Genomic DNA, 23,966 nt, shown 5'->3' with positions numbered 1-23,966 from the left:
TCACACGCTCCAGCGGTAGAGATTAACCCAGGCATACAATTACCTCGCCACATTTACTAACCGAACAGTCGGCTCGGGCTTACCGCGCTGTAGACACTTGTCTGTATTGTGACAGAGGCACAATCTCGTGTCAGGTCCAGTACAGCGCGAATATCGAAAGTCCATTCGGCATTGTGGCTTGCCAGCGCCGCCTGGGTTGGCGCCTCCTGCTGTCCGCTTCGGCTTCACGGTTCGACATTAGAAGGGGAGGTCGGTGATCGAGTTCTTTCGTCACTAGGTCCAACCATCGGCTCAGTTCGATGACTCGCGCCAAATACCACGATTCGTTCAGTGCCCATTGGCGGTACACGGTCGTCTTTCGCTTGGCACGATGCTTGCTGAAGATCATTCGTTCCGAGAGGAAACTGCAAGGGCTTACAAAAGCAACATGAGCACAACGGCTTTGATCGGTGGCGTCATTCCGAGCACCGATGTGGTGAAACGTGCAGCGCGCATCGGCGCCGAAATCAAAAATATCAAGCTATCAGGCGATCTACCGGATCACGCGATCGCTGCGATCAACAGCTTATTGCTCGAGCACAAGGTGATCTTCTTCCGTAATCAAGGACATCTCAATGACGCCGAGCAGGAGCGCTTTGCCGCTCGTCTCGGAAAGTTAGTGCCGCATCCGATGCTCGGTGCTACCAAGGGGATGGCGTCGCTCCTAGAACTGGACTCCACTCGCGGCGGCGGTCGCGCAGACGTTTGGCATGCGGATGGGACCTTCGCCGACGCCTATCCCAAGATTTTGGTCCTGCGGGCCGTTGTAATGCCAAGGTTCGGAGGCGACACCGTGTGGTCGAACACAGCTGCCGCTTATCTTGGTCTGCCGCCGCCTCTACAACGGCTTGCCGACGACCTATGGGCCGTTCACAGCAACGTTTTCGATTACGCCGGGATCGCGCGTGTCCGCGAGGTCGACAAGAAGCACTTTGACGAGGTGTTCACCAGAACGGTTTTTGAGACCGAGCATCCCGTTGTACGCGTCCACCCCGAAACAGGCGAGCGGACGCTAGTGCTCGGCGCCCTGGTGAAGCACTTTGTTGGGGTCGGCAAATACGACGGACAAAAGTTGTTCGATCTGTTCCAATCTCACATCACCGCGCCCGAAAACACTGTGCGCTGGAACTGGCTAGAGGGCGATATTGCAATATGGGATAACCGCGCAACGCAGCATTACGCGGTCAACGATTACGGGGACCAGCATCGCGTCGTACGGCGGGCCACGGTCGAGGGTGACGTGCCTGTCAGCGTCGATGGCCGGAGCAGTGTAACGCGCTTCAAGGCGACCGAATAACTGCAGTCGGCACCCAGCGCCTCGCGTCTGAAAACCGAGAAAACCTGGTAATCAGAGTTGTATCGGGCGCGAACACACCTTTCCGACAAGATATCTCGGCTCTTGGCGCCAGCTCGGCAGCGCCTAGAGTTAGCGTCGCCCAACAGTCTCGGAAACCTTGAGCATCACTGTCCTTCGCCAGCGGCCGGTACGTGGCCTTCACGTTTCAGTTTAGAAAATCCTCGATCCGTGGCCATAAATCGCGCCAACATGGGAGCGATGAGCTTAGTCGGATCGACCATTTGACCACCCTGACGCGTAAGCGCTTCTGCATATGCAATGAGATCACGATGCACGGCCGCAGGCAGCTCCGTACTCACTTTGACCGGCTTGTCGTCTGGAAGCTCTCCAATTTTGAGTTTTGGCATGTTGTCACCCCCTATAGGGCGTAAGTATGAGGTCATGATTGACAAGAACACGAACCGGGAAGCCAGGTCGCACAGTCAGAGTAGGCTGGATGCTGAGACTGCGGCGAACGACCTGCTGTCCGGTTTGATTCAGTGAGTCGGAGGCGCCGTGTCGCAATGCCTGGATGATTGCGCTGTCGTTGCTGTTGGTGTCCGAGCCGGCACCCAATTCGGTCCCGACCGCCAGAAACGTCGATAGTGCCGCAGCCTTGAACAGTTCACCCCAGTGATTTTCGACCTGATCTTCGAGGCCTGCATATCCGGCAGTATCAGCGCCAAGCTGCCGCTCGAGAACGATTGAACGTCCATTCGGCATAATCAGTCGGGTCCAAACGAGCAGAACGCGCGACTGGCCGAAAGTGACCTGGCTATCATAGACCCCGATTAGGCGCGCTCCTTGGGGCACTAACAAGAACCGACCGGTGGGCGTGTCGTATACGTTTTCGGTCACCTGCGCGGTGATTTGGCCTGGAAGATCCGATCTAATCCCTGTAATCAGAGCTCCCGGAATCACAGTTCCGGCCTGCACGATGTAGGGTGAAGCGGGCCTGGCGATGCGGTCAGAACTGACCGTGCGGCGATCCACAGAACCGCTCACAAAGGCAAGCTTTCGGTCTTGACCGTTTTGCGCAGATCCGTCATCGCCGGTCCCCGCTGCATTCGATGGCACGACGCGGTCACTTCCAACAGCCGCAGCGGCGGGCGGACGTACTTCACTTCCATTGGTCGAAGCGAATAGACGACTGATGCGAGCAGCTTCGGTCTCTTGATCCCGCCGCTGCTGGCCCGGATCAGCGCCGCTCGTCGGCAACTGGGCTTGAGCGGCGAGGATCGGTCGGCCGAGGTCCCCGGGGAGTGGCGGACCAAGCTGTGGGATCGACTGGCGCGGGACGCCAGCATAGTCCTTCGGCAGCGTCGTTATGCCGTCGGCCACATTGTGGTGGTCGGTACTGTAAAGCTCATCGGCCGCTTGATTACGTGAGCGATTGTTCTGTAGCGACCATAGCACCGCTCCGCCAATGACAAGCAGGGCAACCGCGCTCCCGCCGGCCAAGACCTTCCGCGACAACCGCGTCACGCGCGGATGCTCTGCTCTCAAGCGGAAGCTCTCGAGCTGCTCCCCTTGTGACTCCGGCGGAACTGCTTGCTCGTGATCGTTTACGTTCCGAGCGTTCATGACGACGGCCTCCCGTCGGTCCTGACAATCCTGACTTTCTGCTGGTGCTCGCCGCCAAGCCGCAGTTCAGCGGCAGCAAACAGCCGATCAACGATCAATACGTTGCCGTAAGCGCGATAGTTGACGAGTTCGGTCTTGCCGTCTGGGCCAATGACGAAGAGCGGAGGCATCTCGCCTTGCACGATCCCCGCCGGGAATTCGATGTAGACCTTGCGGCCATCGTCATATGCGGCGAGCGGCCGCCAAGGAGGGCTGTCCCCTTCGATGGCATAGCGGGACATACGATGCGCCGGATCCGGCAGGACGGGCTTCAGAGCAACTGAAGGGGATCGTTCGCGCGCCGCTTCCGGATAGTACCAGGCAACGGATGGCATATATGGCCGCTCGCGGGAGCGGAGTTCGATCAGGTAGGTGCGCCGGTCGGTATTGACGACGAGGTTGGTCTCGATCGACGCTCGGGTCGGCTTGACCAGGATATGGACCCGCCGTGTGTCGCCGCTTCCGCTTTCGGTGTCGCCGACGACCCAGCGGACGGTATCTCCGGCCGCGATCGGCCCTGATCCCGTCAACTGTTCTCCCTCCTCGAGCGCGATATCCGTGATCTGCCCCGGTGCGGCGTAGATCTGATAAAGCGCCCCCGGACTGTAGGCGTAGATTTGCGCCGCGTTGAAATACCCCCGCTTGCGCGGTTCGACCCGGGCTGCGCTGTTTGCGGTCTCAACCCGGCTCACGGGTTCAGCGTCTTCCTTCCCTCCCGGCTTGCCGCCGAGGGCTGGTTTCCAGAGAGGCGGAACGTGAAGCGGTCGCGATCTATCGTCGAGAGCTACTGGCGTCGACGGTAACGGAGGGACTTCCGCGTCATAGCTGATTTCCGGAGGAATGTAGGTCGCGCAGCCACCGAGCGCAGATGAACCAAGTAGAAGAGCGGACAACAACGCACGCCTTGTATTCACGAACTCGGGCCAGGCCGAATTGAGCCTACTTTGCGCGGCTGGATGCTTCGATCGAACGTCAAACAGCGTCTTGGTCACTGACTCAACTCCTTTGACCAGTTGATGGCGCGGACGTAGACGCCAAGGGGATTCTTGCGCAGGCGTTCGGCATCGCGCGGTGTCTCGATCACGATCGTGAGAATTGCGGTCCAGCGCTCAGTCGAGCTCAACGAGCCGTTGTCGTAGACGCGCTGGGTCCACGCGACGCGAAAGCTCTCCGACGACGCGCGAATGACGCTCGAGACATCGACGGAGATTTGCGCCTTACCCAGCTTGGCAAAGGGATCATTGTTGCGCGCGTAATCATTGAGCGCAGCGGCGCCGCGATCGGTCGTAAAATCATAGGCGCGGAGCCAGTTTTGGCGCAGAACGATGCCGTCGGCCGGCAGACCTCTGACATCCTCGATGAAGCGCGCCAGATGGTACGCGATCTGAGCATCTGTAGGCTGATAGTCGACGTTCGCAGGAGCAACCCTTTGGGATTGGCCGAGATGATCGACTTCGACCACCCATGGCGTGATCGAGCCTTGGCTGGATTGCCAGACAAGGCTGCCAGCGAGACCGGCCGACAGCATCAAACAGCCGAACGCCATTAGGCGCCAGTTCTTGGCTTGCACACGCGCCGATCCAATGCGTTCGTCCCAAATCTGCGCGGCTTTTTGATAAGGCGTAATCGGCTCAGGCATGCGCCCGTAGTGAACTGATGGCCGTTTGAACATTGATGGTTGCCCCTAGTATCGAGTGATCGGTTTCAAGTCGTGCGATAGGTGGATTTGAAGCGCCGCGGTGCGGCGGAGATGCAGTGGTGCATCTCAGCGTTCTCCTTCGGACAAATCGACGGAGGAGCCGCTGCCGCCATGATCGCCCGAGCGGACCGCGTGGCCGGCGGCCGAGGCACCATGCCGAATGGTCTGAGCACGCTTCATGCGGCGCGCCCAGTCGGGCTGCCCTTCGGCCGAAGTGCTCGCGGTCTGCGCACCGGCTTCCCCACCTCCGCCGAGCGCAGCCGCTGCACGACGCAACGGGCTCATGGCAGCGGAGCCGCCAGCTTCCGCGACGCCGGCAAGGCCACCGCTTCGATAGGCGGCCGATGCTCCGCTTACAACCGCGCCGCCACCGCGTGCGGCGCCTGCAACCGCACCGCCAGCGAGACCAGCACCGCCAGCGGCAAGTCCCGCGCCCGCCGCAACAATGCCGCCGGCAGCAAGGCCTGTTCCGATCGCGGCGCCGGCGCCGAGTTGCGGTCCGCCTGATACCAGGCCGTTTGCGATACCCGGACCGAAGATGCCGAGGCCCAGCAAGGAGAGCGCCGCGAGCACCAGCGTCATTGCGTCTTCGATGGTCGGCTGTGCACCGCCGAAACCCGCGGTGAACTGCGAGAACAGGGTGGAGCCGATGCCGACAATGACGGCCAGGACCAGGATCTTGATGCTGGAAGATATGACGTTGCCCAGAACGCGTTCCGCCGCGAAGGCGGTCTTGCCAAACAAGCCAAAGGGAATGAGCACGAAGCCGGCCAGTGTCGTGAGCTTGAACTCGATCAGGGTGACGAAGAGCTGGATCGCCAGAATAAAGAAGGCGAGCAGCACCACGGCCCAGGCGAACAGGAGAACGACGATCTGGACGAAATTCTCGAAGAAACTGATGTAGCCCATCAGGTTTGAGATCGAATCGAGCAACGGTCGGCCGGCATCAAGTCCGACTTGGGCGATCTTTCCCGGCCGCAGAAAATCCGATGCAGATAGGCTTGCGCCGGATGCTTTCAACCCAAGACCGGCAAAGCTCTCGAAGACGACACGCGCGAGGCTGTTCCAGTTGCCGATGAGGTAGGCAAAGACGCCTACAAATAGCGTTTTCTTGACAAGGCGCGCGATAATGTCCTCGTCCGTTCCCCAACTCCAGAACAACGCCGCGAGCGTAATGTCGATCGCAGCAAGGGTCGTTGCGAGATATCCAACCTCGCTTCCCAGCAATCCGAATCCGTTGTCGATATAACGCGTGAACGTTTCAAGGAACTGGTCAATGATCCCCGTACCAGTCATGGCTTGCTCGCCTCAGGGGTCGCCAAGTTCGGATATCCCTGCGAGATCCGGCTTTGATCCTTTGGAGCGAGCGCCACGCCGGCGGCGGAATCATCGCGACCTGGAACTGCGGGACCGTCTTTCTTGCCAAGGAAGCGACGGCGGTTTTCGGCCCAAACTTGCTTGCAACGCTCATAGTCCCCTGCTTGCTCCGCAGTGACGCTGCGGCAGCGCGCGAGGTCTGAGCTGGTTGCGTTTGTCGTCTGCTCCGCTTTCGGCGGCGGAGGACCGTCTCCGCCGAGAAGCTGAATCGTGCAGGCAGTGACGACCAACACGCCAATTGTCGTAAGCAGTGATAACGCCTTGAATGCCCGGATGTCGGTCATCAGTGGAACATCTGCACGTTAGATGATTGATAGCCCTGCCCTGGCGTAAGAAACCGCCGGAGCTGTTCGCGGCCCTGGTCCTGGGCCGCCGCGCGTTGCGCGACTTCAAGGCTTTGCGCCCTGCCCTGCGCCGTCACGACAGCGGTGAGGTCGGCGAGTTGCTGCGCGTTCAGCGCGAGAATCTGGTTGCCAGCCTGTGTTGCCTGCAGCACGCCGCTGGCACCCTGGCTTGATGTTACGAGTGTGGACGTCTGGATACGATTAGTGTCGAGGTTGCCAACGATGCCGGCCTGGACGCGAAGCGCGTCTTGCGTTGCCGAGTAAGTATTCTGCCAGCGCGATTGGGCGTTGGAGATCAGCAACTGATTCGACTGGCTGCCGGTCGCCGGCGCGTAGCTCGTCGAGAAGGCATGATCGATCTGCTGGACGTCGTAGCCAATGCGCTGCGCCTGAGCCAGCAATTGCTGGGTCCGCTGGATCGAGTTTTGCAGTTGCTGCAGCGACGAGTACGGCAGGCTTGCCAGGTTCTTCGCCTGGTTGATCAACATCTGTGCCTCGTTCTGCAACGAGGTGATCTGATTGTTGATCTGCTGCAGCTCCCGCGCGGCCGTCAGGACATTCTGGACGTAGTTGGTGGGATCGAAGACGATCAGCGCCCGTGCGGGCACCGTGACGCCAAGCAACAGCGCGAAGGCGGCCGTGGTCGCCAATAGGCCAAGAGGTCTCATAGCGATTTCTCCAGATTGACGAGATTGGGAATCAGGTCGGCGGCCCAGGCGGTGCCACGCTGCTGTAGCCAGGCCGAGACAAAGCCGTCAGGTCCATGTTCGGTGACGAGCTGTGTGATAGCAGCCTGGTCTGCCTTGGAAGAGGCTGCGGCGAATGCGAGCGCGACTTCACCAAGCCCAAGTTCGAACATCCGGTTGCCCCGACGCGACTGGCAGTAGTAGTCGCGCTTTGGCGTTGCCCGGCTTAGAAGTTCGATCTGGCGGTCGTTGAGTCCGAAGCGGCGGTAGATGGCGGTGATCTGCGGCTCGATCGCTCGTTCGTTCGGCAGCAACAGGCGCGTTGGGCAACTTTCGATGATCGCCGGCGCGATCGCGGAGCCGTCGATATCCGACAACGACTGGGTAGCGAAGATGACGGACGCATTCTTCTTCCGAAGCGTCTTTAGCCATTCGCGGAGCTGGCCGGCAAAGTTCTCGTCGTCGAGGGCAAGCCAGCCCTCATCAACAATCAAGAGTGTCGGCCTGCCGTCGAGGCGGTCCCCGATACGATGGAAGAGGTACGCCAGCACGGCCGGCGCAGCACTCGTTCCGATCAAGCCTTCGGTCTCGAAAACCTGGACCGAGGCCTCGCCAAGGCGCTCGAATTCGGCATCGAGCAGGCGCCCGGAGGGACCGCCGAGGCAATAGGGTTGCAGGGCCCTTTTCAGGGAATTGGATTGCAGCAAGACTGAGAGGCCCGTGAGCGTGCGCTCCTCCCTCGGCGCCGAGGCGAGGGAGGTGAGCGCCGACCACAGATGATCCTTCACCTCCGGGGTGATCTCGACCTTTTCCCGTGCCAGGATCGCTCCGATCCATTCCGTGGTCCATCCGCGCTCATTAGGATCGTCGATCCAGGCCAATGGTTGCAGAGCGACAGGGTCTTCGTCCCCGTCAGACAACGCACCGCCGAGATCATGCCAGTCGCCGCCCATGGCGAGCGCGGCCGCCCGGATCGAACCACCGAAATCGAACGCAAAGACCTGCGAGTTCGGATAGCGCCGGAATTGCAGCGCCATCAGAGCGAGCAGCACCGACTTGCCGGCACCGGTTGGTCCCACCACAAGGGTATGGCCGACGTCACCGACGTGGAGGGAGAAGCGGAACGGTGTTGATCCCTCGGTCTTGCCAAACAGAAGAGGCGGGGCCTTGAAGTGCAGGTCTCTCGCCTCGCCAGCCCACACGGCCGACATCGGAATCATATGGGCGAGGGTAAGGGTCGAAACCGGCGGCTGCCGCACATTGGCGTAGACGTGCCCCGGCAGACTGCTGAGCCAGGCTTCGACGGCGTTCACCGTCTCGATCATGCAGGTGAAATCGCGCCCCTGAATGACCTTCTCGACCAGCCTCATCTTTTCATCGGCACCATTTGGATCGCCGTCCCACACCGTGATGGTTGCCGTGACGAATGCCTGTCCGATCTGATCCGAACCCAGTTCCTGCAAGGCCGCATCGGCGTCCATTGCCTTGTTATGCGCGTCGGTATCGAGCAGCGTCGACGCCTCGTTGGTCATGACCTCCTTGAGAATGGCGCCGATGGACTTTCTCTTTGCGAACCACTGCCTGCGAATCTTGGTCAGCAGCTTGGTGGCATCGGTCTTATCGAGCATGATCGCTCGGGTCGACCAACGATACGAGAACGCCAGGCGATTCAGGTCATCCAGAATTCCCGGGGTCGTCGCCCCAGGAAAGCCCACGATCGTCAGCACCCGCAAATTGGCCGGGCCCAACATCGGCTCGAGCCCGCCGGTCAGCGGCTGATCGGCCAACAGCGCATCGATGTACATGGGAATCTCGGGCACTCGAACCCGATGACGTTTGGTCGAGATCGTTGAATGCAGATAAGTCAGCGTATCTTGATCATCGAGCCAGGCGCATTCCGGCATGAACCCTTCGACGAGTTGAAGCACGCGGTTGGTTTGGTCGATAAATCCGCGGAGAACCTCGCGCGCGTCTGCTCCAACGGTGCGATCCCGGCCCTCATAGAGCAATCGCTCCGCCTTAGCCGCTCCCTCCTCCGGAGGCAGAAAGAGGAAGGTCAGGAAATAGCTGGACTCGTAATGAGCGCCCGCCTCCTCGAACTGAGCCCTGCGTTCCGCGTCCACGAGCGCGGATGCGACATCCGGAAACGTGCTCGGAGGATAGGCCCCAGCGAAATGACGCTGCGCCTCAACGAATACGGCCCACCCGGATCCGAGGCGACGGACCGCGTTGTTCAGACGGCCGGCGACGGCGACAAGTTCAGCGGGCACTGCGCTATCCAGGTCAGGTCCCCGGAACTTTGCCGTCCGCTGGAACGAGCCGTCCTTGTTCAGGATGATTCCTTCGTCGATAAGGGCTGCCCAAGGCAGGAAGTCGGCGAGGCGTGCACTGGAATGGCGATATTCGGCAAGGTTCATCATGACCGAGAGCTCAGAGGTTGAGATGGCCGGGAATGCGCAGATGTCGGCGCACCACATCGACGAACGCGGGATCGCGCTTGGCCGCCCAGACAGCGGCCATGTGGCCGATGAACCAGAGGACGAGACCCGCGATCCAGAGCCGCAGTCCGAGTCCAAGGGCTGCCGCCAGCGTGCCGTTGACGATCGCGACCGACCGCGGCGCGCCGCCCATCAGGATTGGCTCAGTGAGTGCGCGATGAACGGGCACGACAAAGCCTGCCACCTGATCATCCATCAGATCACCACGCCGCCGCCGAAGGAGAAGAACGACAGGAAGAAGCTCGAGGCGGCAAACGCGATCGACAGACCGAACACGATCTGGATCAACCTACGGAAACCACCTGACGAGTCCCCGAACGCGAGCGTGAGCCCGGTCACCACGATGATGATGACGGCGATGATCTTGGCGACCGGACCTTCAACCGACTGCAAGATCTGATTGAGTGGCTGCTCCCACGGCATGTTCGAACCAGCCGCCCATGCCGGCGCCGCTCCCAAAAGCACCGCGCCGAAGGCGGCCAACGATGCACCTCGAAGAAAGCGAAATTGCTGACGCATGTCAGTCTCCTGCTGATGAAAGGCTATAGTCACCGGCGTCTCCGAGCCCAGAGACGATGGCGAGCTCGGCGAGGCGACGGTCAGCGCCGCGGCCCGCAAGGACAGCGACGAGGTTGATGGTCTCGGCGATCAGGGCACGCGGAACCGTGATGACGGCTTCCTGGATGAGTTGCTCGAGCCGTCGCAGCGCACCGAGCGCGGTGCCCGCATGAATAGTGCCGATGCCGCCGGGATGGCCTGTACCCCAAGCCTTGAGCAGATCGAGCGCCTCGGCACCTCGGACTTCGCCAATCGGGATGCGATCAGGTCGTAGACGCAGCGAGGACCGAACGAGGTCCGATAACGTGGCCACGCCGTCTTTGGTCCGCAGCGCTACAAGATTGGGCGCCTTGCACTGAAGTTCGCGCGTATCTTCGATCAGCACGACCCGATCAGTAGTCTTTGCCACCTCGGCCAGAAGGGCATTCGTCAGTGTTGTCTTGCCGGTAGATGTCCCACCGGCGACGAGTATGTTCTTCCGTGCAGCGACCGCGCCCTTCAGGATCTTGGCCTGCTCCGAGGTCATGATCTCCTTGGCGACGTAGTCGTCGAGCGTAAACACCGCGACCGCTGGCTTGCGGATAGCAAAGGCCGGTGCTGCAACGACCGGAGGCAAGAGACCTTCGAAACGCTCACCGGTCCCGGGCAGTTCTGCCGAAACCCGTGGCGCGCCGGCATGCACCTCGGCGCCTACGTGATGCGCGACCAAGCGAACAATGCGCTCGCCATCCGCAGCCGACAGGGTTTCGCCTGTGTCGATCAGACCATTCGACAACCGGTCGATCCACAGCCGCCCATCTGGGTTGAGCATCACCTCGATGATCGCTTCGTCTTCGAGGTAACCGGCAATCGCTGCCCCGAGCGCGCTGCGCAGCATTCGCGCACCGCGCGAACTCGCTTCCGATTGAATGGAATGGATTGCCACCGTTCGCCCCACCGAATCAGGACGTCCAACGAGCGTCCTCAGATGGGGATGATTAGAAAAGGCACCGATGGACTTGGCGCAACAAGCGCTTTCGGTGATCGTAGGCTGGCGTAGAAAAAGAAAGCCTGAGAACCGATACTTGGGGTCTGCTCAACGGCATCCGTTCGCTACGGGTTGCTGCTCACCACTCCACATCGTCATCCGCAGGCAAGAGGATGACCGAATTTTCATACAAGCCAGCTGACTCGACAGCGTTGGAAATAGAAGCTGGCATGAAGAAAGGGATCGAACTCATCCATGAAGCGATGGACCGGCCCCAAGGCAGCGCAAACCAGACCAACGCCGCGATCTGCAGTGCTACGTTGAGACCGAACGCGACTTGATAGGCTTGGACGGGCCTATGGCCATCATTCGGAGACAATTGCTCCAGGATAAGACCTGTCGTGTATTGTGCCAGAAACGCCCAACCAAAGTGCAAGACGTTCAAGGCGCCGTTGGCACGACCGGCAAGCTCCGGCGGAAAGTAATCCGCTATCACCGCGAAGCTGACCACGGTTGCCGTTCCGACAATTGCGATAACAGACCAGGGCAAGATGGATGGCAGAGGCGCTCGTAGGATCAAGGCAAACTCAGCTGCGATAAATAGTACTGCAACCATCGCCAATATTGCCTCCGCCCCGATTCCCCTTCGTTTGATGTAATGGACCGTCATACCGAACAACCAGGCACCGCAGCTCAAGACGATCGACATTATGAACAGCTGTCTGACGAGACCTGCGCGATTAAGCCCCTCAACGTCTGTCAACCACGGCGATGCCCACAATCCCTGCAGGGACCAGGCCGATCCGATGCAAGTCGCCGACAACGGGGCCATTCGCCAAAAGCGCCGATCGCCGAAAACGGAGCTAAGGGTCGCGGGGGTTGACGCTATCGATGAGACAATGCCTCGTTCGGGCACCACGACATGGATGAGAATGGCCGTCGCTCCGGTAGCGGCCGCTAGAATCTCAAAGAGCGGCCGCCAGCCCATCCAAGCGAGTAGGTGTTCGACGGGAGCCGTAGCGGTCACCGCTCCTAGCGACCCCAGCATGATCATATAGCCGTTAAGCAAGGCAACTCGCTCTTTGGGGAACCAGAGGATGATGGACTTCAGTCCTGCCGTCAGCGCCGCAGCAACACCAAACCCGATCATTGCACGCGCGATCAAAAGCGACAGGAAATTGGTCGATACCGCGAACAGTCCGGCGCCCGCTGCTGCGAGCAAGAGCAGAACACTCTGGACACGACGTGGACCAAAGCGGTCCAACAATATGCCGACGGGGATCTGAGCCGCCGCGAACACAAGGAAATAGACTGACGTAAGCAGCCCGAGGTCGGCAGTCCCGAGCCCGGTATCCGAGTTGAGATGACTAGCGATCGAAGCGTTGATCGTTCGAAACAAATACGAAAGATAGTATCCAACCGCAAACGGGAGAAATACGCGCGCGGTGAGGCGCCATGCCCCTGAAATCTGCATGCTGGCCCCTCTTGCTGTCAGCTCGTGCAAGCCGATAGCGTGACTAGCTTTTCGTCGGTTCGGCTAAATCGCTGCGGTCGTAGGCTGGCGTAGAAAAAGAAGGGTCGGCGCGTTTGCGCATCCACGATGCTCGGTCAGGATTCGTCGACCGGTTCCTGACGGCGGATATCTTCCGGAATCTCACGTAGAAAGCTCTGGCCTTTCTGCAACCTGCGTCCCAAGGTCTCAACGAATCCTTCAAAGCGCTCCCGACCCTTTGCCTGCGCGGCCGCCTGCGCGTCGTTGGGTAGAGGCGGCGTAATCGTCAGCCAAAAGCGAATGAAGAGGGCTAAGGTCTCCGCTGTCAAACCAACGTCCCGCTCCAGCCTCTGCATCTGACGCGACAGCCGATCCAGGCGACGGCTAAACGCCGCCTCCCGCCTGTCCGCTCCATCCGGTGACAGAAACGAGGCGACAGCCGCTTCCACGATCGCAGACCGTGAAAGCTTCTTGCGATCGGCGAGCTCCGAGATCTGTTTCAGAAGCTCTGGCGGGAAATAGACATTCATTCGGTCGCGCATCTTGCCCTCAGAGCTCCATACCGTCATTCGGGTCCATGGCGACCTGACGGGCGACACCGCACATTTGTTGGCGCACGAGCCGGGACTGGCGGACCACGTCATCGTCATCGTCGAGAACGGCGGCAAATTCCTCTGCCGGCGTCGGTTCGATTGTTTCTTTGACGATTGCGACGTGATCGGGGAGCTCGGGCTCACGACGGAGCCCGCTATTCGCCGTGTCTTCCTCGGCCTCCGGGGCTTTGTCAGCCGGACCTCCCGTCGGCTTCAGCGATCCGAGCGCTGACCATCCGTCCGTTCGCGGCGATCGGCCGGCGCTCGCCGGATCGGGCGGCGACAAAACCCGCTCGGTGAACCGGCGATCCTCGTAGTAGCGGACCTTCTTCGCCCGGATCGGCGGTGTGCCCGCCACCATGACGATCTCGTCCATCGGCGGAAGCTGCATGACTTCGCCCGGGGTCAGCAGCGGCCTCGCCGTCTCCTGGCGCGAAACCATCAGATGCCCAAGCCAGGGGTTAAGCCTGTGACCGGCATAGTTTTTCATCGCCCGCATCTCTGTCGCTGTGCCCAGTGCATCGGACACCCGCTTGGCCGTCCGCTCATCGTTGGTCGCGAAGCTGACCCGGACATGGCAGTTATCGAGGATCGCGTTGTTGGGCCCGTAGGCCTTCTCGATCTGATTGAGCGACTGCGCGATCAAGAAGCTCTTGATGCCATACCCCGCCATGAAGGCGAGCGCAGACTCAAAAAAATCAAGCCGCCCGAGTGCGGGGAACTCGTCAAGCATCATCAGGACTCGATGCAGGCGGTCGCGGGCGTGCAGATCCTCGGTCAGGCGTCGGCCAATCTGGTTCAGCACCAGGCGGATCAACGGCTTGGTCCGCGAGATATCGGAGGGCGGCACCACGAGATAAAGCGTCGTGGGACGGCTGTCTGCGATCAGATCGGCAATCCGCCAGTCACAGCGGCAGGTCACCTGGGCCACCACGGGATCGCGATAAAGTCCGAGGAACGACATCGCGGTAGACAAGACGCCGGAGCGTTCATTCTCGGATTTGTTGAGGAGTTCGCGCGCGGTTGAGGCGACCACGGGATGGGCGCCCTGCTCGCCAAGGTGCGCGGTGGTCATCATCGCCTTCAGCGTCGCCTCGATCGGTCGCTTCGGGTCGGACAGGAAAGCGGCGACGCCAGCCAAGGTCTTGTCCGCCTCGGCATAGAGGACATGGAGGATGGCGCCGACCAGGAGCGAATGACTGGTCTTCTCCCAGTGGTTCCGCTTATCGAGCGAGCCTTCGGGGTCGACCAGGACGTCGGCAACGTTCTGCACATCGCGAACCTCCCATTCTCCGCGCCGGACCTCGAGAAGCGGATTGTAAGCCGAGGATTTCGGGTTGGTCGGGTCGAACAACAGGACGCGGCCATGACGCGAGCGAAAGCCCGCGGTCAGTTGCCAGTTCTCCCCCTTGATGTCGTGCACGATGGCCGAGCCGGGCCAAGCCAGCAGCGAAGGGACCACAAGACCCACGCCTTTGCCGGATCGGGTTGGCGCAAAACACAACACGTGCTCCGGTCCGTCATGGCGGAGGTAGCCGCGGTCGAGCTTGCCCAGCACCACGCCATCCGGACCGAGAAGTCCGGCTGTCCGAACCTCCTCCAAGCCGGCCCACCGCGCCGAGCCGTAGGTCTCCACATTCTTGGCCTCGCGCGCGCGCCACACCGACATGCCGATTGCCACCGCGATCGAAACGAAGGTCCCGGACGCCGCGATGAAGGCACCCTCGACAAAGACTTGTGGCGCGTAGGCATCGTAAACAAACCACCACCAGAAGAAGACTGGCGGGTAGTAGACCTTAAAGCCCGACAATTCGAACCAGGGTCGACCGAGTTCGGGCTGATAGGCGAGCCGCCACGCCGTCCACTCGGTTGCTCCCCAGATGGCCAGCAAGACGATCAGACCGACAACGATCACCTGCCCCCAGAGGATTTTGGTTCCGGACATTCCGAGCGTCCTTCCGCAACTGAATTGGTGAGATAGCTAGAGGCCGAGGTCGCGCTTCCGACCAAAGCCCCATTCGATGCCACCGCCGTCCTTCACGACGCCGGTGACGTGTTGGCCGAACCTCTTTTCGAGTTCGCGGGACCAGGGCACGAGCTGGAAGCCGAGCCCATTATCGATCATGGCGAAGCGTCCCGAAGTGAGCGTCAGCCGCTGGCGATACGTGCCCGCCACATGCTCCCCGGAGGCGGCGTTCACATGAGGCAAGCCGGTGCCGGCCGAGACCTTTGCGGCCACCTCGTCCAATTCACGTCGGCGTAACGTGCTCAGGAGGTCGCGCTGCAATATGATGCGTTGGCCCTGCCGCCGCGCCAGGCCTTCCTGGATCAGATGCTCGGTACGGGCTTCCATGGCGTCGCGTGTCTCGCGGCCGAAGCCGCCCATGGCGAGCGGCATGGGGTTGCGTTCGACCAGCCTGTGGTCGAGCCAAGTTGCCCCTCTTGCCTTGACCTGACCACCAAGATCGAGATCGGAACGGGTCGCGAGCAGCACGGTGGGGCGCGGATCGCCGGGTGGATCGAAACTCCGGACTTCGACGATGCCGCCGACTGGCGGTGCATATTCGAACGCCTCGAGCCCTCGGAAGCGCACGTGGTGCGCGCGTCCATCTGTTCCGTCGATGAGGGCGTAGGTCTCGCCGGTCAGTTCGTCATGCAATCCACGGTCGACCAGCCGTCCGATAATCTGGGCCGTCGGCCGTCCACCCTCGATGACGAAATCGGCAACGCCGCGGGCTTCTCCACGCTCGGTAAAGGCGCGGTGCATGGTTTTGATGATGTCGCCGCGCATACCGAGGTCGCGCAAGCTACGCTCGGCCTCGAGCCCTACCATCCATTCCCCCGGCGCCGCGGATGCGGCAAGGCCCATCTTCTCCAAATGTTGAAGGCGACCGATCATCAGGCGCCGGATCTCGGAATCGGACTCACCGGGACTCTCTGAGCGCAGATCGATATAGCCGGTCTCATCTGCAGCCAGCCGGATCTCCCCATCGAGCCGCGTCCATCGTTCCGCCGTGACTTCCCTGTCCAGCGAATTGCGGATCGCGTGCTCTGGTTTTGGTCCCAGTTCGATGGCAACCAGTTCCTCGGCGCGTGAGCGCAGGCCTCGGCTGATGTAGTCGCGGGAGATCACGAGATCCGCCCCTTCGTCATCTACTCCCCGAACGAGAAGATGGACGTGAGGGTTGTCGGTGTTCCAATGGTCGACAGCCACCCAATCGAGCCGCGTGCCGAGATCGGCCTCCATCTGCCTGGCGAGATCGCGCGTGAAGGCCTTGAGATCGGTCATGTCACCCGCATCCTCCGGTGAGACGATGAACCTGAAATGATGTCGGTCGCCCTTGCACCGTTCCGCGAAAGCCGCGCTATCGGCACGGTCGCTGCCGGCATCGAACATCTCGGCTCGCTCACCGCTCCGGGTCACGCCATCGCGCTTCAAATATGAGAGGTGGGCGGTCAGTGGCGCTGAGCGGAAGGCTCGCCCTTTGTGACGAACCACTCGGGCCTTCACCACGACGCGCCGCGTCGGGCTGAACAGTCTGGCGCGGCTAAAGGACAGCCGGCCACGGCCAAACGTGGAGCGCCCATAGGCCACCGAACGCCTGCCCGACCCTGCCTGACCCGAGGTGTGTCCTGCTTTCTTCGCCGCCCGCAGTACTTGGTTGATGAAGCTCTTCGGCTTAGGCGAGCGCGTGCTGCGGATGCGCCCAGGCCGAATACGCAGGTCACTGTCGCCCACGGTCACGGCAGGACCTCCCAACGATCAAACGCCCACACGGTGCCGAAAACGCCTTTGATTGTATCAATCAAAATGCAAGGCGCGGCACGCGCCCCGACCGACTGGCACGCCAGAACACAAGCCATGCCAATGGCTTGCGGTTCGACCGGCGAGCCCCTTTTATCTCGCCTTCCTAATCGGGCGGGCAAAGTCAACTCATTCCTACGCTTTTCTTCGACTCTTCGAACTTCAGCCATTACCGACTCCCTGCATCGACAACGCACAAGCGTCACCACAACCGCGCTTGCGATCAGCATTCACCAGGCGGGGTCCATGCGTTCCTTCGCGTTCAGCACTTCGGCCGTCGCATGCTCTTCATCAGGTTCGTAAACAGGGCTGTCCAAGCAGTCCGGCGCTCTCGTCCCCGAAGGGCGGCAGCAGGCAAGAGATAGCGGACATTCCCCGTTTCGCGGCCCCGCCAGGGGACGCTCACCGCGCGCGCGGATCTCTAATTTCGCTCCTCCTCAACATGCCGGGCGCTAGACCCAGTGCTAATCCGTCGTCACCTGCATCGCGGCTACCGAGCCGGTTTTAACCGCAGCCGCTGCGTGACTTTGGCGCCGAACCCGACGTGAAAGTCGGTCTCGCTGACCCACATCCGGTGCAGAATGCTTGCGAGCTTGCGCGCAACCGCGGTGATCGCGCACAACATGCTCGACCGTTTGGCGATCCGCAGGCCCCAAGCCCGCAGTGCTGACCATTTTCTGACTCGCAGCAGCAGGCTTGCGGCCGCCTCGCAAAGCGCTTCGCGCACGGCGACGTCACCCTGTTTGCTGATGCGCCCTTCGTAATCGATCGACGTGCCGGACTGGTGCCGCCTCGGCGCCAAACCAAAATGCGCGCCTACTGTTCGCGATCTGGCAAAGCGCCGGGGATCATCGACGCCGATCTTGAACGACAGGGCCGCAACGGGACCTACGCCTGGGACCGTCATCAGGCGCCGGCAGACAGCATCATGCTGGACCACCTGCAGCAGCACACGATGCAGCCGATCGTGCCCCTCGAGGATGGCGCGGCGCACATCCAACATCGCCTCGATGGTCATTACGAAGATCGGATCGCTGCGCTCGATCAGCTCTCGCACGCGGGCTTCGTAAGCACTGCGCGCAATGGCTCCAACGAGCAACCCATAGGCCCGCAGCGCACCACGAATGTGGTTTTCGAGGTCGATCAATTTGCGCTTGAGCAGCTTTCGGCTGGTCAGCAGCGTGCGCATCTTCTGCATGTCGATATTCTTGACATGAACTGCGCGATACCAGCCCAACCGCATCATCTGCGCGATGCCGCGCGCGTCATTCCGGTCGGTCTTGTTCCGCATTGTCGACAGCGAAACGCGCATGTGACGCGCTTCGACGACAATAATCGGGAGCCCCGCTGGCTGCAGCTCGCGATACAGCCAGATACCTAGCGATGACGCCTCGACTCCGACCCTATCGAGGCGATCCGCGTAGCCCTCTACAGCGGAGCGGATCGCCTCTGGCTCTGTGCTCACCTTGACTTCGCGGAGCGTGAGGCCATCGCTATCGACGATGCACAGACTGGTTTCTTTAAGACCGACGTCCAATCCAACGTACAGCTTCATCAGAGCTCTCCTGTGTGGCAACGACGACCTAAGTCGTTGCACCGGGCTCCGGATTCCGCCACACGGCGGCTATCGCCGTGCACTGGTTTCTCGGAGCCCGATTTGAAGAGCCCTCTTAATCGGTCGTGTCGTTGGCTTGCTCTCAGCCATTTTCGCTTCCTTTCTCGCTTGCGACAAGGACCTCTGCGCCACGCTTGAACGCGCTGTGCCACCACAGCCGGGAGTCCCGGTGCGCCGTGCACTCTTCCGCGCTCATCGACGGCATAATCTCGCTGCAGCAGGGCAGCGCGGACGCCGTCGCGGCGCATCTTTCCATCGGCATGACGGAGCCACATCACAGGCAGTCCGGCGTGGTCCACATCGCACGTCACGTGCGTGGCCACAGGCAAGATAGCGTGCGTTCCGTCGTCGTTGATCTGCACCAGGTCTCTTCCGCTTGTGGCGGAGCTCCGTGTTCAAAGCCTTGCGGTCATCGGGTCATTGATCTGCAATCGGCTCGGGTTGGTCATGCATGGGCTCCGAGCAGCTTGCGGTCCTTGGCGGCGGCACGCGCGCTCACGTCCGCCTGCGATGCGCCCGGATCGCCGCAATAAAACGTGCCATCGACCCACATCGCATGCATGATCACCGCAAGCTTGCGTGCCACCGCAACGGTCGCCTTGCGGTGGCTCGTGCGCTTGGCGATCGCCAGCCCCCACGTCTTGACCTTGTCCTTGCGCTTGAAGCGGGTCAGCAACGCACTTGCCGCCTCATAAAGCGCCCGCCGCACGTCGCCATCGCCCGCCTTGCTGATCCGCCCCTGCACGTCGATCGACGTGCCGGACTGCCAACGCCGCGATGTCAAGCCAAAATAGGCCGCCACATCACGCGACCGCTTGAAGCGTGCAGGGTCGTCGATCGCCGTCATGAAGCTCAGCGCTGCCACCGGGCCGACGCCGGGGATCTGCATGAAGCGCCGGCACAGTTCATGGCTCGCCACCAGCTTGACCACGAGATCGTGCAGCCGGCAGTACTCCTTCCACAGCGCGGCGCGCGCGTTCAGCATGGCATCGATCAGCTCGCTGACCAGCGCATCACCCGCCACCACCTCGCGCACCGCCTGCGCGAAGCCGCCGCGGCCAACATGACTGAGACGAATGCCAAACACCTTCAGCGAGTGCCGAATCGCGTTTTCCAGATCCAGAAACTTGCGCTTCAGATTGCGCCGGTGCGTCAAGAGCAGCCGCAGCCGGTAGCAGGCTTCGCTCTTGATATGCGCCTTGCGGAACCAACCGGTGCGCATCAAATGCGCCAGGCCGAGCGCGTCTGTCCGGTCGGTCTTGTTGCGCTGCGCCTTCAGCGCGGCGCGGACGTGGAAGGTTTCCAGGCAGACCGCGGGTACACCGAGGCGAAGCAATTCCGGGTGCAGCCAGGGTGACAGCGACCCCGCCTCGTGGCCGACCCGGCGCAAGCGGCCGAGATACGGCGTGAGCGCCACCTTGATCGTCTCTGGGTCGGTTACCACGGTGACCTCCAAGGCCACCTGGCCTTTGTCGTCCACCACGCAGATCGCCGTCTCGTCCATGCCGACATCCAGGCCACAGAAGAATTCCATCGCTCGCCTCCCGCGTTGCTGAGGCGGCGCAGTGTGCGCTTCATTCATCGCGCAGACCACTTGCGCTGCGGCCGCACATCCCGCTGCAGACCGATTACGGGCGGCCTTCCTAATCGGGCGGGCTCGTAGTCTCCCGGTCGCCGGTTCCCGAAAAAGCCGCCGCGTCTTGGCAGCCAACTCGCGAAGCCCCCACTGCTTCGGAGCGCTTGCGATAGCGATCGTTACCCGAAGGGCCGAGACACCCGTAGGGAGGCTCGGTGAGGAGCGAAGCGACGAGTAGAGCGCGGACCGAAGGCATCGCCCGTACGCCATCAGCACGTGCCACTTGCTCGGTGAAGCGCGCCGAGCTTGCGAACCCGCACACTTGGTCATTGCGATACTCCCGAATTCGATCGAGGGACGAACACGCCAATAGGCCGGGGGACCATGGGCGAAACATCGGGCGCCGAGATTGCGGTCGTGACACCGCCCGACGGCATAAGCGCCAGCAACCGATCACGCGGTTTCATGAGATCGGATCGCGTGACGAATAGCGCCGCGCCTGCTGATGACTGTCCGCTGGACGTCCATCTCGGCGGCAGTTCGATGGCAAGCAGATTTGCAAGCTTTGCGACGTATGCTCGCGTCTCGTCTGGCAGAGAGCCGCCCGCGAGATGCTCTTCATAGCGAGATGGTCCCGCGTTGTACGCGGCAAACACGCCAGGCGAGCCATACCGATCGAGCAGTTCGCGCAAGTAAGCCGTGCCGGCCATAATGTTGTCGTGCGGGTCGTAGAGGTCGTTCCCGAGATTATAGCGCTCGCGAAGTTCCGCCCAAGTCGCCGGCATGATTTGCATCAGGCCCATTGCGCCTTTTGGCGATCTGGCGTGCACGTCACCAGCACTCTCGATACTTTGGACTGAACGGATCCAGTTCGGCGGAATTGCAAAGCGTAGTGAGGCTTCATTGATGAAGCCGGCATATGAGTGAGCGGTCTGACTGATCGCCGGACGTCCCTCTGATGCGCTCTGGGCAAAAGCATCACTGTCGGACGCGGTCAGAAGAAGCAGCAAGGGCACGACAGCACAAGCGCGCGTGCCCAGCCGACCGAAGCATGCGGTCGGGCTCGCGCCAGCCTTGCAGGCATCGATCGAGGCGGAGTGCTCCCGCCATTGATCGAACAAGGGAATGGCGAGGAGAACACGTCGAATCCGCACGATCACTCCTCCCACGTCCATACCGGTATCGCACGGCCGATCACGCTAGATGCCGGAAGAAATCCAAAATACCGACCATCAAGAGAGTCGTCCGACTGCCAGTTCATCAGAAACAGCTCGCCGGCGCCGACGACGCGGCAGCCCTGCCATTTCGGCAATGGCCGCCCGCGTCCGTCGCGATCCTTCGCCTCGCCCACCGCGACCTCGTCGACCGAAATCGAGGGGCCGGTTCTGCAGACACTCTGCCCCGGAAGGGCGAGCACGCGCTTCAGCATGGGAACGCCAATGGGTAAATAGCCGTTAAGGTCGAGGAAGGTCGCGAGCGGCTCCGGCGGTTGCACGGCGACCAATTCAGTGACTTGGAATTGGTCCGCCGGTCGGAGGCGGTAGAGACCGATCGGCACGCTCGCGGATGCGTTCCAGATGTAAAGTGGAAGCGGCGGCTCCAGGACGATTGTCGCGACGAGCGCAGCAGCAGTCCCAAACGTCGCAACGAGTATCTTCAGGCGGCCTGTCATCGCATCACCCTTTGACGATGGAGCCAGGCCTGGTGGCGCGCCTTCGTGTAAGGACGCGGGTTTTCGTTGACGGACAGGCGGTTATGAACGTGATGCCAATGATCAGGCGCGACGTCAGCCGGATCGATGCCGAGCGCCTCAATGGCATCGATCATCTGCAACACCCGTTCGACCTTCGGCCAGCCGGACAGACGCAGCAAAATCTCTCCGCCGGGTGTCACATAAGGCACGGTCGAGCAGCGCTGCCCCGGCGCAACCGCGCGCAGGATGTCGATCCGCGAAATGATTGTCCCAAAGTCGTTGGAGGTCCACCGGACGAAGGCAAAGATGCTGGCGGGCGCAAATGACAGGACGCGACGATGACGATCAAGCTTCCGTTCCTTGACAACGCGACCGAACCGAATGCGGTTTTCGATTCGCTTCTCGAGCCACAGGACTTCCACTTCGGTAAGATCGCTCATACCGTGGCTCCCATACGCTCGAACTGGGAGCCGTCCGCTTTGGCGGAGGGGAAGGGCGTGTACGGCTTGTGAAGGCCAGCAGGACGGACGGGCCGGCTTTGCCGGCCACCTTCCATTCGCTTTGCGGCCTGGTCCGTTAGAAGAAATCCGAAGGATTTCTGGTTAGCCGGGGTACTGACCGGTGCCCCCTCGCCGGCCGTGCCGCTGCGAAAATGCCTCGCAGCGATTCGCGAACGGAGCGCGCGGTGCGGTCCGGCGGTCGGCGGTGGAGGCGAACGATGGACATCTATGCAGGGCTCGACGTGTCGCTGGAGACGACGAACATTTGCGTGGTGGATGGTGAAGGAAAGGTCATCCGGGAAGCGAAGCTCGAGACCGATTCGGACGCGATCGAGTTGTTTTTGGCGGAATGGGGCATCCACCTCAAGCGCGTCGGGCTGGAAGCGTTCTCGTACTCGGCCTGGCTGTTCACGGCGCTCGCCGAAAAGGGTCTCCCGGTGATCTGCATCGAGACCCGGCATGCCAAGGCGGCGCTCAACACCATGCTGAACAAGACCGACCGCAACGACGCCAAAGGCATCGCGCAGATGATGCGGACCGGCTGGTTCCGCGCGGTCCATGTCAAGTCGGAAGCCGCGCAAACGCCGCGGGCGCTGCTGGCCGGGCGCAAGGCGCTGCTCGGCAAGGTGCTGGACGTGGAGAACACGATCCGCGGCCTGCTCAAGCCATTTGGCCTGAAGGTCGGCGAGATCTCGGTCGGCCGTTTTGCAACTCGGGTGCGCGAGATCGTGGCCGGGAAGAAGGAATTGGAAGCCATCGTCACGCCGTTGCTGGACGCCCGCAATGCGATGCGGCTGCAGCTGGCAAAGCTGCACCGCCTGGCCCTGACGGCAGCGCGCAGCGACAGCGCGGTGCGACGGATGATGACGGTGCCCGGTGTCGGCGCGCTCGTGGCGCTGACCTTCCGCGCCACCGTCGACAATCCGGCGCGATTCAGCAAGTCGAGCAATGTCGGCGCCCATTTTGGCCTGACGCCGCGGCGCTACCAATCCGGACAGACCGATCGGGTCGGCAGCATCTCCAAATGCGGCGACGAACTGACGCGGGCGATGCTGTACGAGGCGGCGATCGCGATCCTCACCCGGATCCCGAAGAACTTTAAGCTGCGGCTGTGGGGCGTGCGGCTGGCCAGGAAGAAGGGTCTGAAGCGCGCGGCAACCGCGGTGGCGCGCGCGCTCGCCGTGCTGCTGCACAAGATCTGGATCGATGGCACCACCTTCCGGTTTGGCGCCGGCGGCAAGCGCGGCCGGGTCGCTGCGGCGATGTAAGGGGCTCCGCGACCCGGCCGCTTCCACGCGCGCCTTTTCCTTCCGCCACGGCGGAGCGGCGTCTCCCGGGGAGACGGGGATTTGGGTGAGATCGCAACTTTTCTTGCCGGCGGCTTCATGACGACGTTTGAAGCCATCAAGCACGGCGCTGGTTAGCCTGACCGCCCATTCCTCAGATTCTGGCTTGTGGTGGCCGTCGTGCCAACCACGGATGTTAGCGAGTTCTCCTCGACGAGCGAGCGGCCGCAAAAGGACGTGACGCGCAGCAGGCGATGATGGTGATGCTAATGATCGCGC

22 protein-coding genes are annotated in these 23,966 nt (G+C 61.7%); 2 read left to right on the top strand and 20 right to left on the bottom strand.

What is annotated here, in order from left to right; all coding sequences use genetic code 11:
• Positions 1–427 precede the first annotated feature (427 nt).
• Positions 428–1,336, top strand: coding sequence for a TauD/TfdA dioxygenase family protein (locus ACNJX8_RS07890; protein ID WP_439360157.1), 909 nt, complete (start codon positions 428–430; stop codon positions 1,334–1,336).
• Positions 1,337–1,500: 164 nt separating this feature from the next.
• On the opposite strand, the gene ACNJX8_RS07885 is transcribed toward ACNJX8_RS07890, so the two are convergent.
• The 20 genes from ACNJX8_RS07885 to ACNJX8_RS07790 all read right to left on the bottom strand — a co-directional run bounded on the left by ACNJX8_RS07885 (position 1,501) and on the right by ACNJX8_RS07790 (position 22,341).
• Entirely contained in the window at positions 1,501–1,743 is a 243-nt protein-coding gene (locus tag ACNJX8_RS07885) for a DUF2274 domain-containing protein (RefSeq protein WP_439360156.1), read from the bottom strand.
• A gap of 4 nt (positions 1,744–1,747) precedes the next feature.
• Positions 1,748–2,959, bottom strand: coding sequence for a TrbI/VirB10 family protein (locus ACNJX8_RS07880; protein WP_439360155.1), 1,212 nt, complete (start codon positions 2,957–2,959; stop codon positions 1,748–1,750).
• Positions 2,956–3,990 (bottom strand): P-type conjugative transfer protein TrbG, encoded by a 1,035-nt coding sequence (trbG, locus tag ACNJX8_RS07875; RefSeq protein WP_439410314.1) that lies wholly within the window; start codon positions 3,988–3,990, stop codon positions 2,956–2,958. The genes ACNJX8_RS07880 and trbG overlap by 4 nt, the downstream gene beginning before the upstream one ends.
• The gene (trbF, locus tag ACNJX8_RS07870; protein ID WP_439360154.1) at positions 3,987–4,670 is read right to left on the bottom strand and encodes a conjugal transfer protein TrbF; all 684 of its coding nucleotides are present in this window, start codon (positions 4,668–4,670) and stop codon (positions 3,987–3,989) included. The genes trbG and trbF overlap by 4 nt, the downstream gene beginning before the upstream one ends.
• 93 nt (positions 4,671–4,763) lie before the next feature.
• On the bottom strand, positions 4,764–5,993 hold the full coding sequence (gene trbL, locus ACNJX8_RS07865; RefSeq protein ID WP_439360153.1) for a P-type conjugative transfer protein TrbL: 1,230 nt from the start codon (positions 5,991–5,993) through the stop codon (positions 4,764–4,766).
• A complete protein-coding gene (gene trbK-alt, locus ACNJX8_RS07860; RefSeq protein WP_439360152.1) occupies positions 5,990–6,358 on the bottom strand; it encodes a putative entry exclusion protein TrbK-alt in 369 nt (122 codons plus the stop codon). The genes trbL and trbK-alt overlap by 4 nt, the downstream gene beginning before the upstream one ends.
• Positions 6,358–7,086 (bottom strand): P-type conjugative transfer protein TrbJ, encoded by a 729-nt coding sequence (gene trbJ, locus ACNJX8_RS07855; protein WP_439360151.1) that lies wholly within the window; start codon positions 7,084–7,086, stop codon positions 6,358–6,360. The genes trbK-alt and trbJ overlap by 1 nt, the downstream gene beginning before the upstream one ends.
• The gene (gene trbE / locus ACNJX8_RS07850) at positions 7,083–9,524 is read right to left on the bottom strand and encodes a conjugal transfer protein TrbE (RefSeq protein ID WP_439360150.1); all 2,442 of its coding nucleotides are present in this window, start codon (positions 9,522–9,524) and stop codon (positions 7,083–7,085) included. The genes trbJ and trbE overlap by 4 nt, the downstream gene beginning before the upstream one ends.
• A gap of 10 nt (positions 9,525–9,534) precedes the next feature.
• Entirely contained in the window at positions 9,535–9,798 is a 264-nt protein-coding gene (locus tag ACNJX8_RS07845) for a VirB3 family type IV secretion system protein (protein WP_439360149.1), read from the bottom strand.
• The gene (locus tag ACNJX8_RS07840) at positions 9,798–10,121 is read right to left on the bottom strand and encodes a TrbC/VirB2 family protein (protein ID WP_439360148.1); all 324 of its coding nucleotides are present in this window, start codon (positions 10,119–10,121) and stop codon (positions 9,798–9,800) included. The genes ACNJX8_RS07845 and ACNJX8_RS07840 overlap by 1 nt, the downstream gene beginning before the upstream one ends.
• Before the next feature lies 1 nt (position 10,122).
• On the bottom strand, positions 10,123–11,037 hold the full coding sequence (trbB, locus tag ACNJX8_RS07835) for a P-type conjugative transfer ATPase TrbB (protein ID WP_439360147.1): 915 nt from the start codon (positions 11,035–11,037) through the stop codon (positions 10,123–10,125).
• Positions 11,038–11,266: 229 nt separating this feature from the next.
• A complete protein-coding gene (locus ACNJX8_RS07830) occupies positions 11,267–12,601 on the bottom strand; it encodes an MFS transporter (protein ID WP_439360146.1) in 1,335 nt (444 codons plus the stop codon).
• A gap of 134 nt (positions 12,602–12,735) precedes the next feature.
• Positions 12,736–13,161, bottom strand: a complete 426-nt coding sequence (locus tag ACNJX8_RS07825) for a CopG family transcriptional regulator (protein ID WP_439360145.1) — start codon at positions 13,159–13,161, stop codon at positions 12,736–12,738.
• Between the two features lie 7 nt (positions 13,162–13,168).
• Positions 13,169–15,157, bottom strand: a complete 1,989-nt coding sequence (locus ACNJX8_RS07820; protein ID WP_439360144.1) for a conjugal transfer protein TraG — start codon at positions 15,155–15,157, stop codon at positions 13,169–13,171.
• Between the two features lie 36 nt (positions 15,158–15,193).
• The gene (locus ACNJX8_RS07815) at positions 15,194–16,957 is read right to left on the bottom strand and encodes a relaxase/mobilization nuclease domain-containing protein (protein WP_439360143.1); all 1,764 of its coding nucleotides are present in this window, start codon (positions 16,955–16,957) and stop codon (positions 15,194–15,196) included.
• 550 nt (positions 16,958–17,507) lie between these two features.
• A complete protein-coding gene (locus tag ACNJX8_RS07810) occupies positions 17,508–18,572 on the bottom strand; it encodes an IS110 family transposase (protein WP_439360142.1) in 1,065 nt (354 codons plus the stop codon).
• A gap of 505 nt (positions 18,573–19,077) precedes the next feature.
• Positions 19,078–20,166, bottom strand: a complete 1,089-nt coding sequence (locus ACNJX8_RS07805; protein WP_439361835.1) for an IS110 family transposase — start codon at positions 20,164–20,166, stop codon at positions 19,078–19,080.
• 368 nt (positions 20,167–20,534) lie between these two features.
• Positions 20,535–21,383: a lytic transglycosylase domain-containing protein gene (locus ACNJX8_RS07800; RefSeq protein WP_439410313.1), complete on the bottom strand. Its 849-nt coding sequence runs from the start codon at positions 21,381–21,383 to the stop codon at positions 20,535–20,537.
• On the bottom strand, positions 21,365–21,880 hold the full coding sequence (locus ACNJX8_RS07795) for a S26 family signal peptidase (protein WP_439360140.1): 516 nt from the start codon (positions 21,878–21,880) through the stop codon (positions 21,365–21,367). Before ACNJX8_RS07795 ends, ACNJX8_RS07800 begins: the two co-directional genes overlap by 19 nt.
• Positions 21,877–22,341, bottom strand: a complete 465-nt coding sequence (locus ACNJX8_RS07790; RefSeq protein WP_439360139.1) for a DUF2840 domain-containing protein — start codon at positions 22,339–22,341, stop codon at positions 21,877–21,879. Before ACNJX8_RS07790 ends, ACNJX8_RS07795 begins: the two co-directional genes overlap by 4 nt.
• 278 nt (positions 22,342–22,619) lie before the next feature.
• On the opposite strand from ACNJX8_RS07790, the gene ACNJX8_RS07785 reads away from it, so the two are divergent.
• Positions 22,620–23,669: an IS110 family transposase gene (locus ACNJX8_RS07785; protein ID WP_439360138.1), complete on the top strand. Its 1,050-nt coding sequence runs from the start codon at positions 22,620–22,622 to the stop codon at positions 23,667–23,669.
• Positions 23,670–23,966 lie beyond the last annotated feature (297 nt).

This window comes from Bradyrhizobium sp. SPXBL-04, assembly GCF_051853035.1.
GTDB lineage: Bacteria > Pseudomonadota > Alphaproteobacteria > Rhizobiales > Xanthobacteraceae > Bradyrhizobium > Bradyrhizobium zhanjiangense.
The sequence above is the reverse complement of the archived record's forward strand: the minus strand, read 5'-3'. Positions and strand labels throughout refer to the sequence as shown.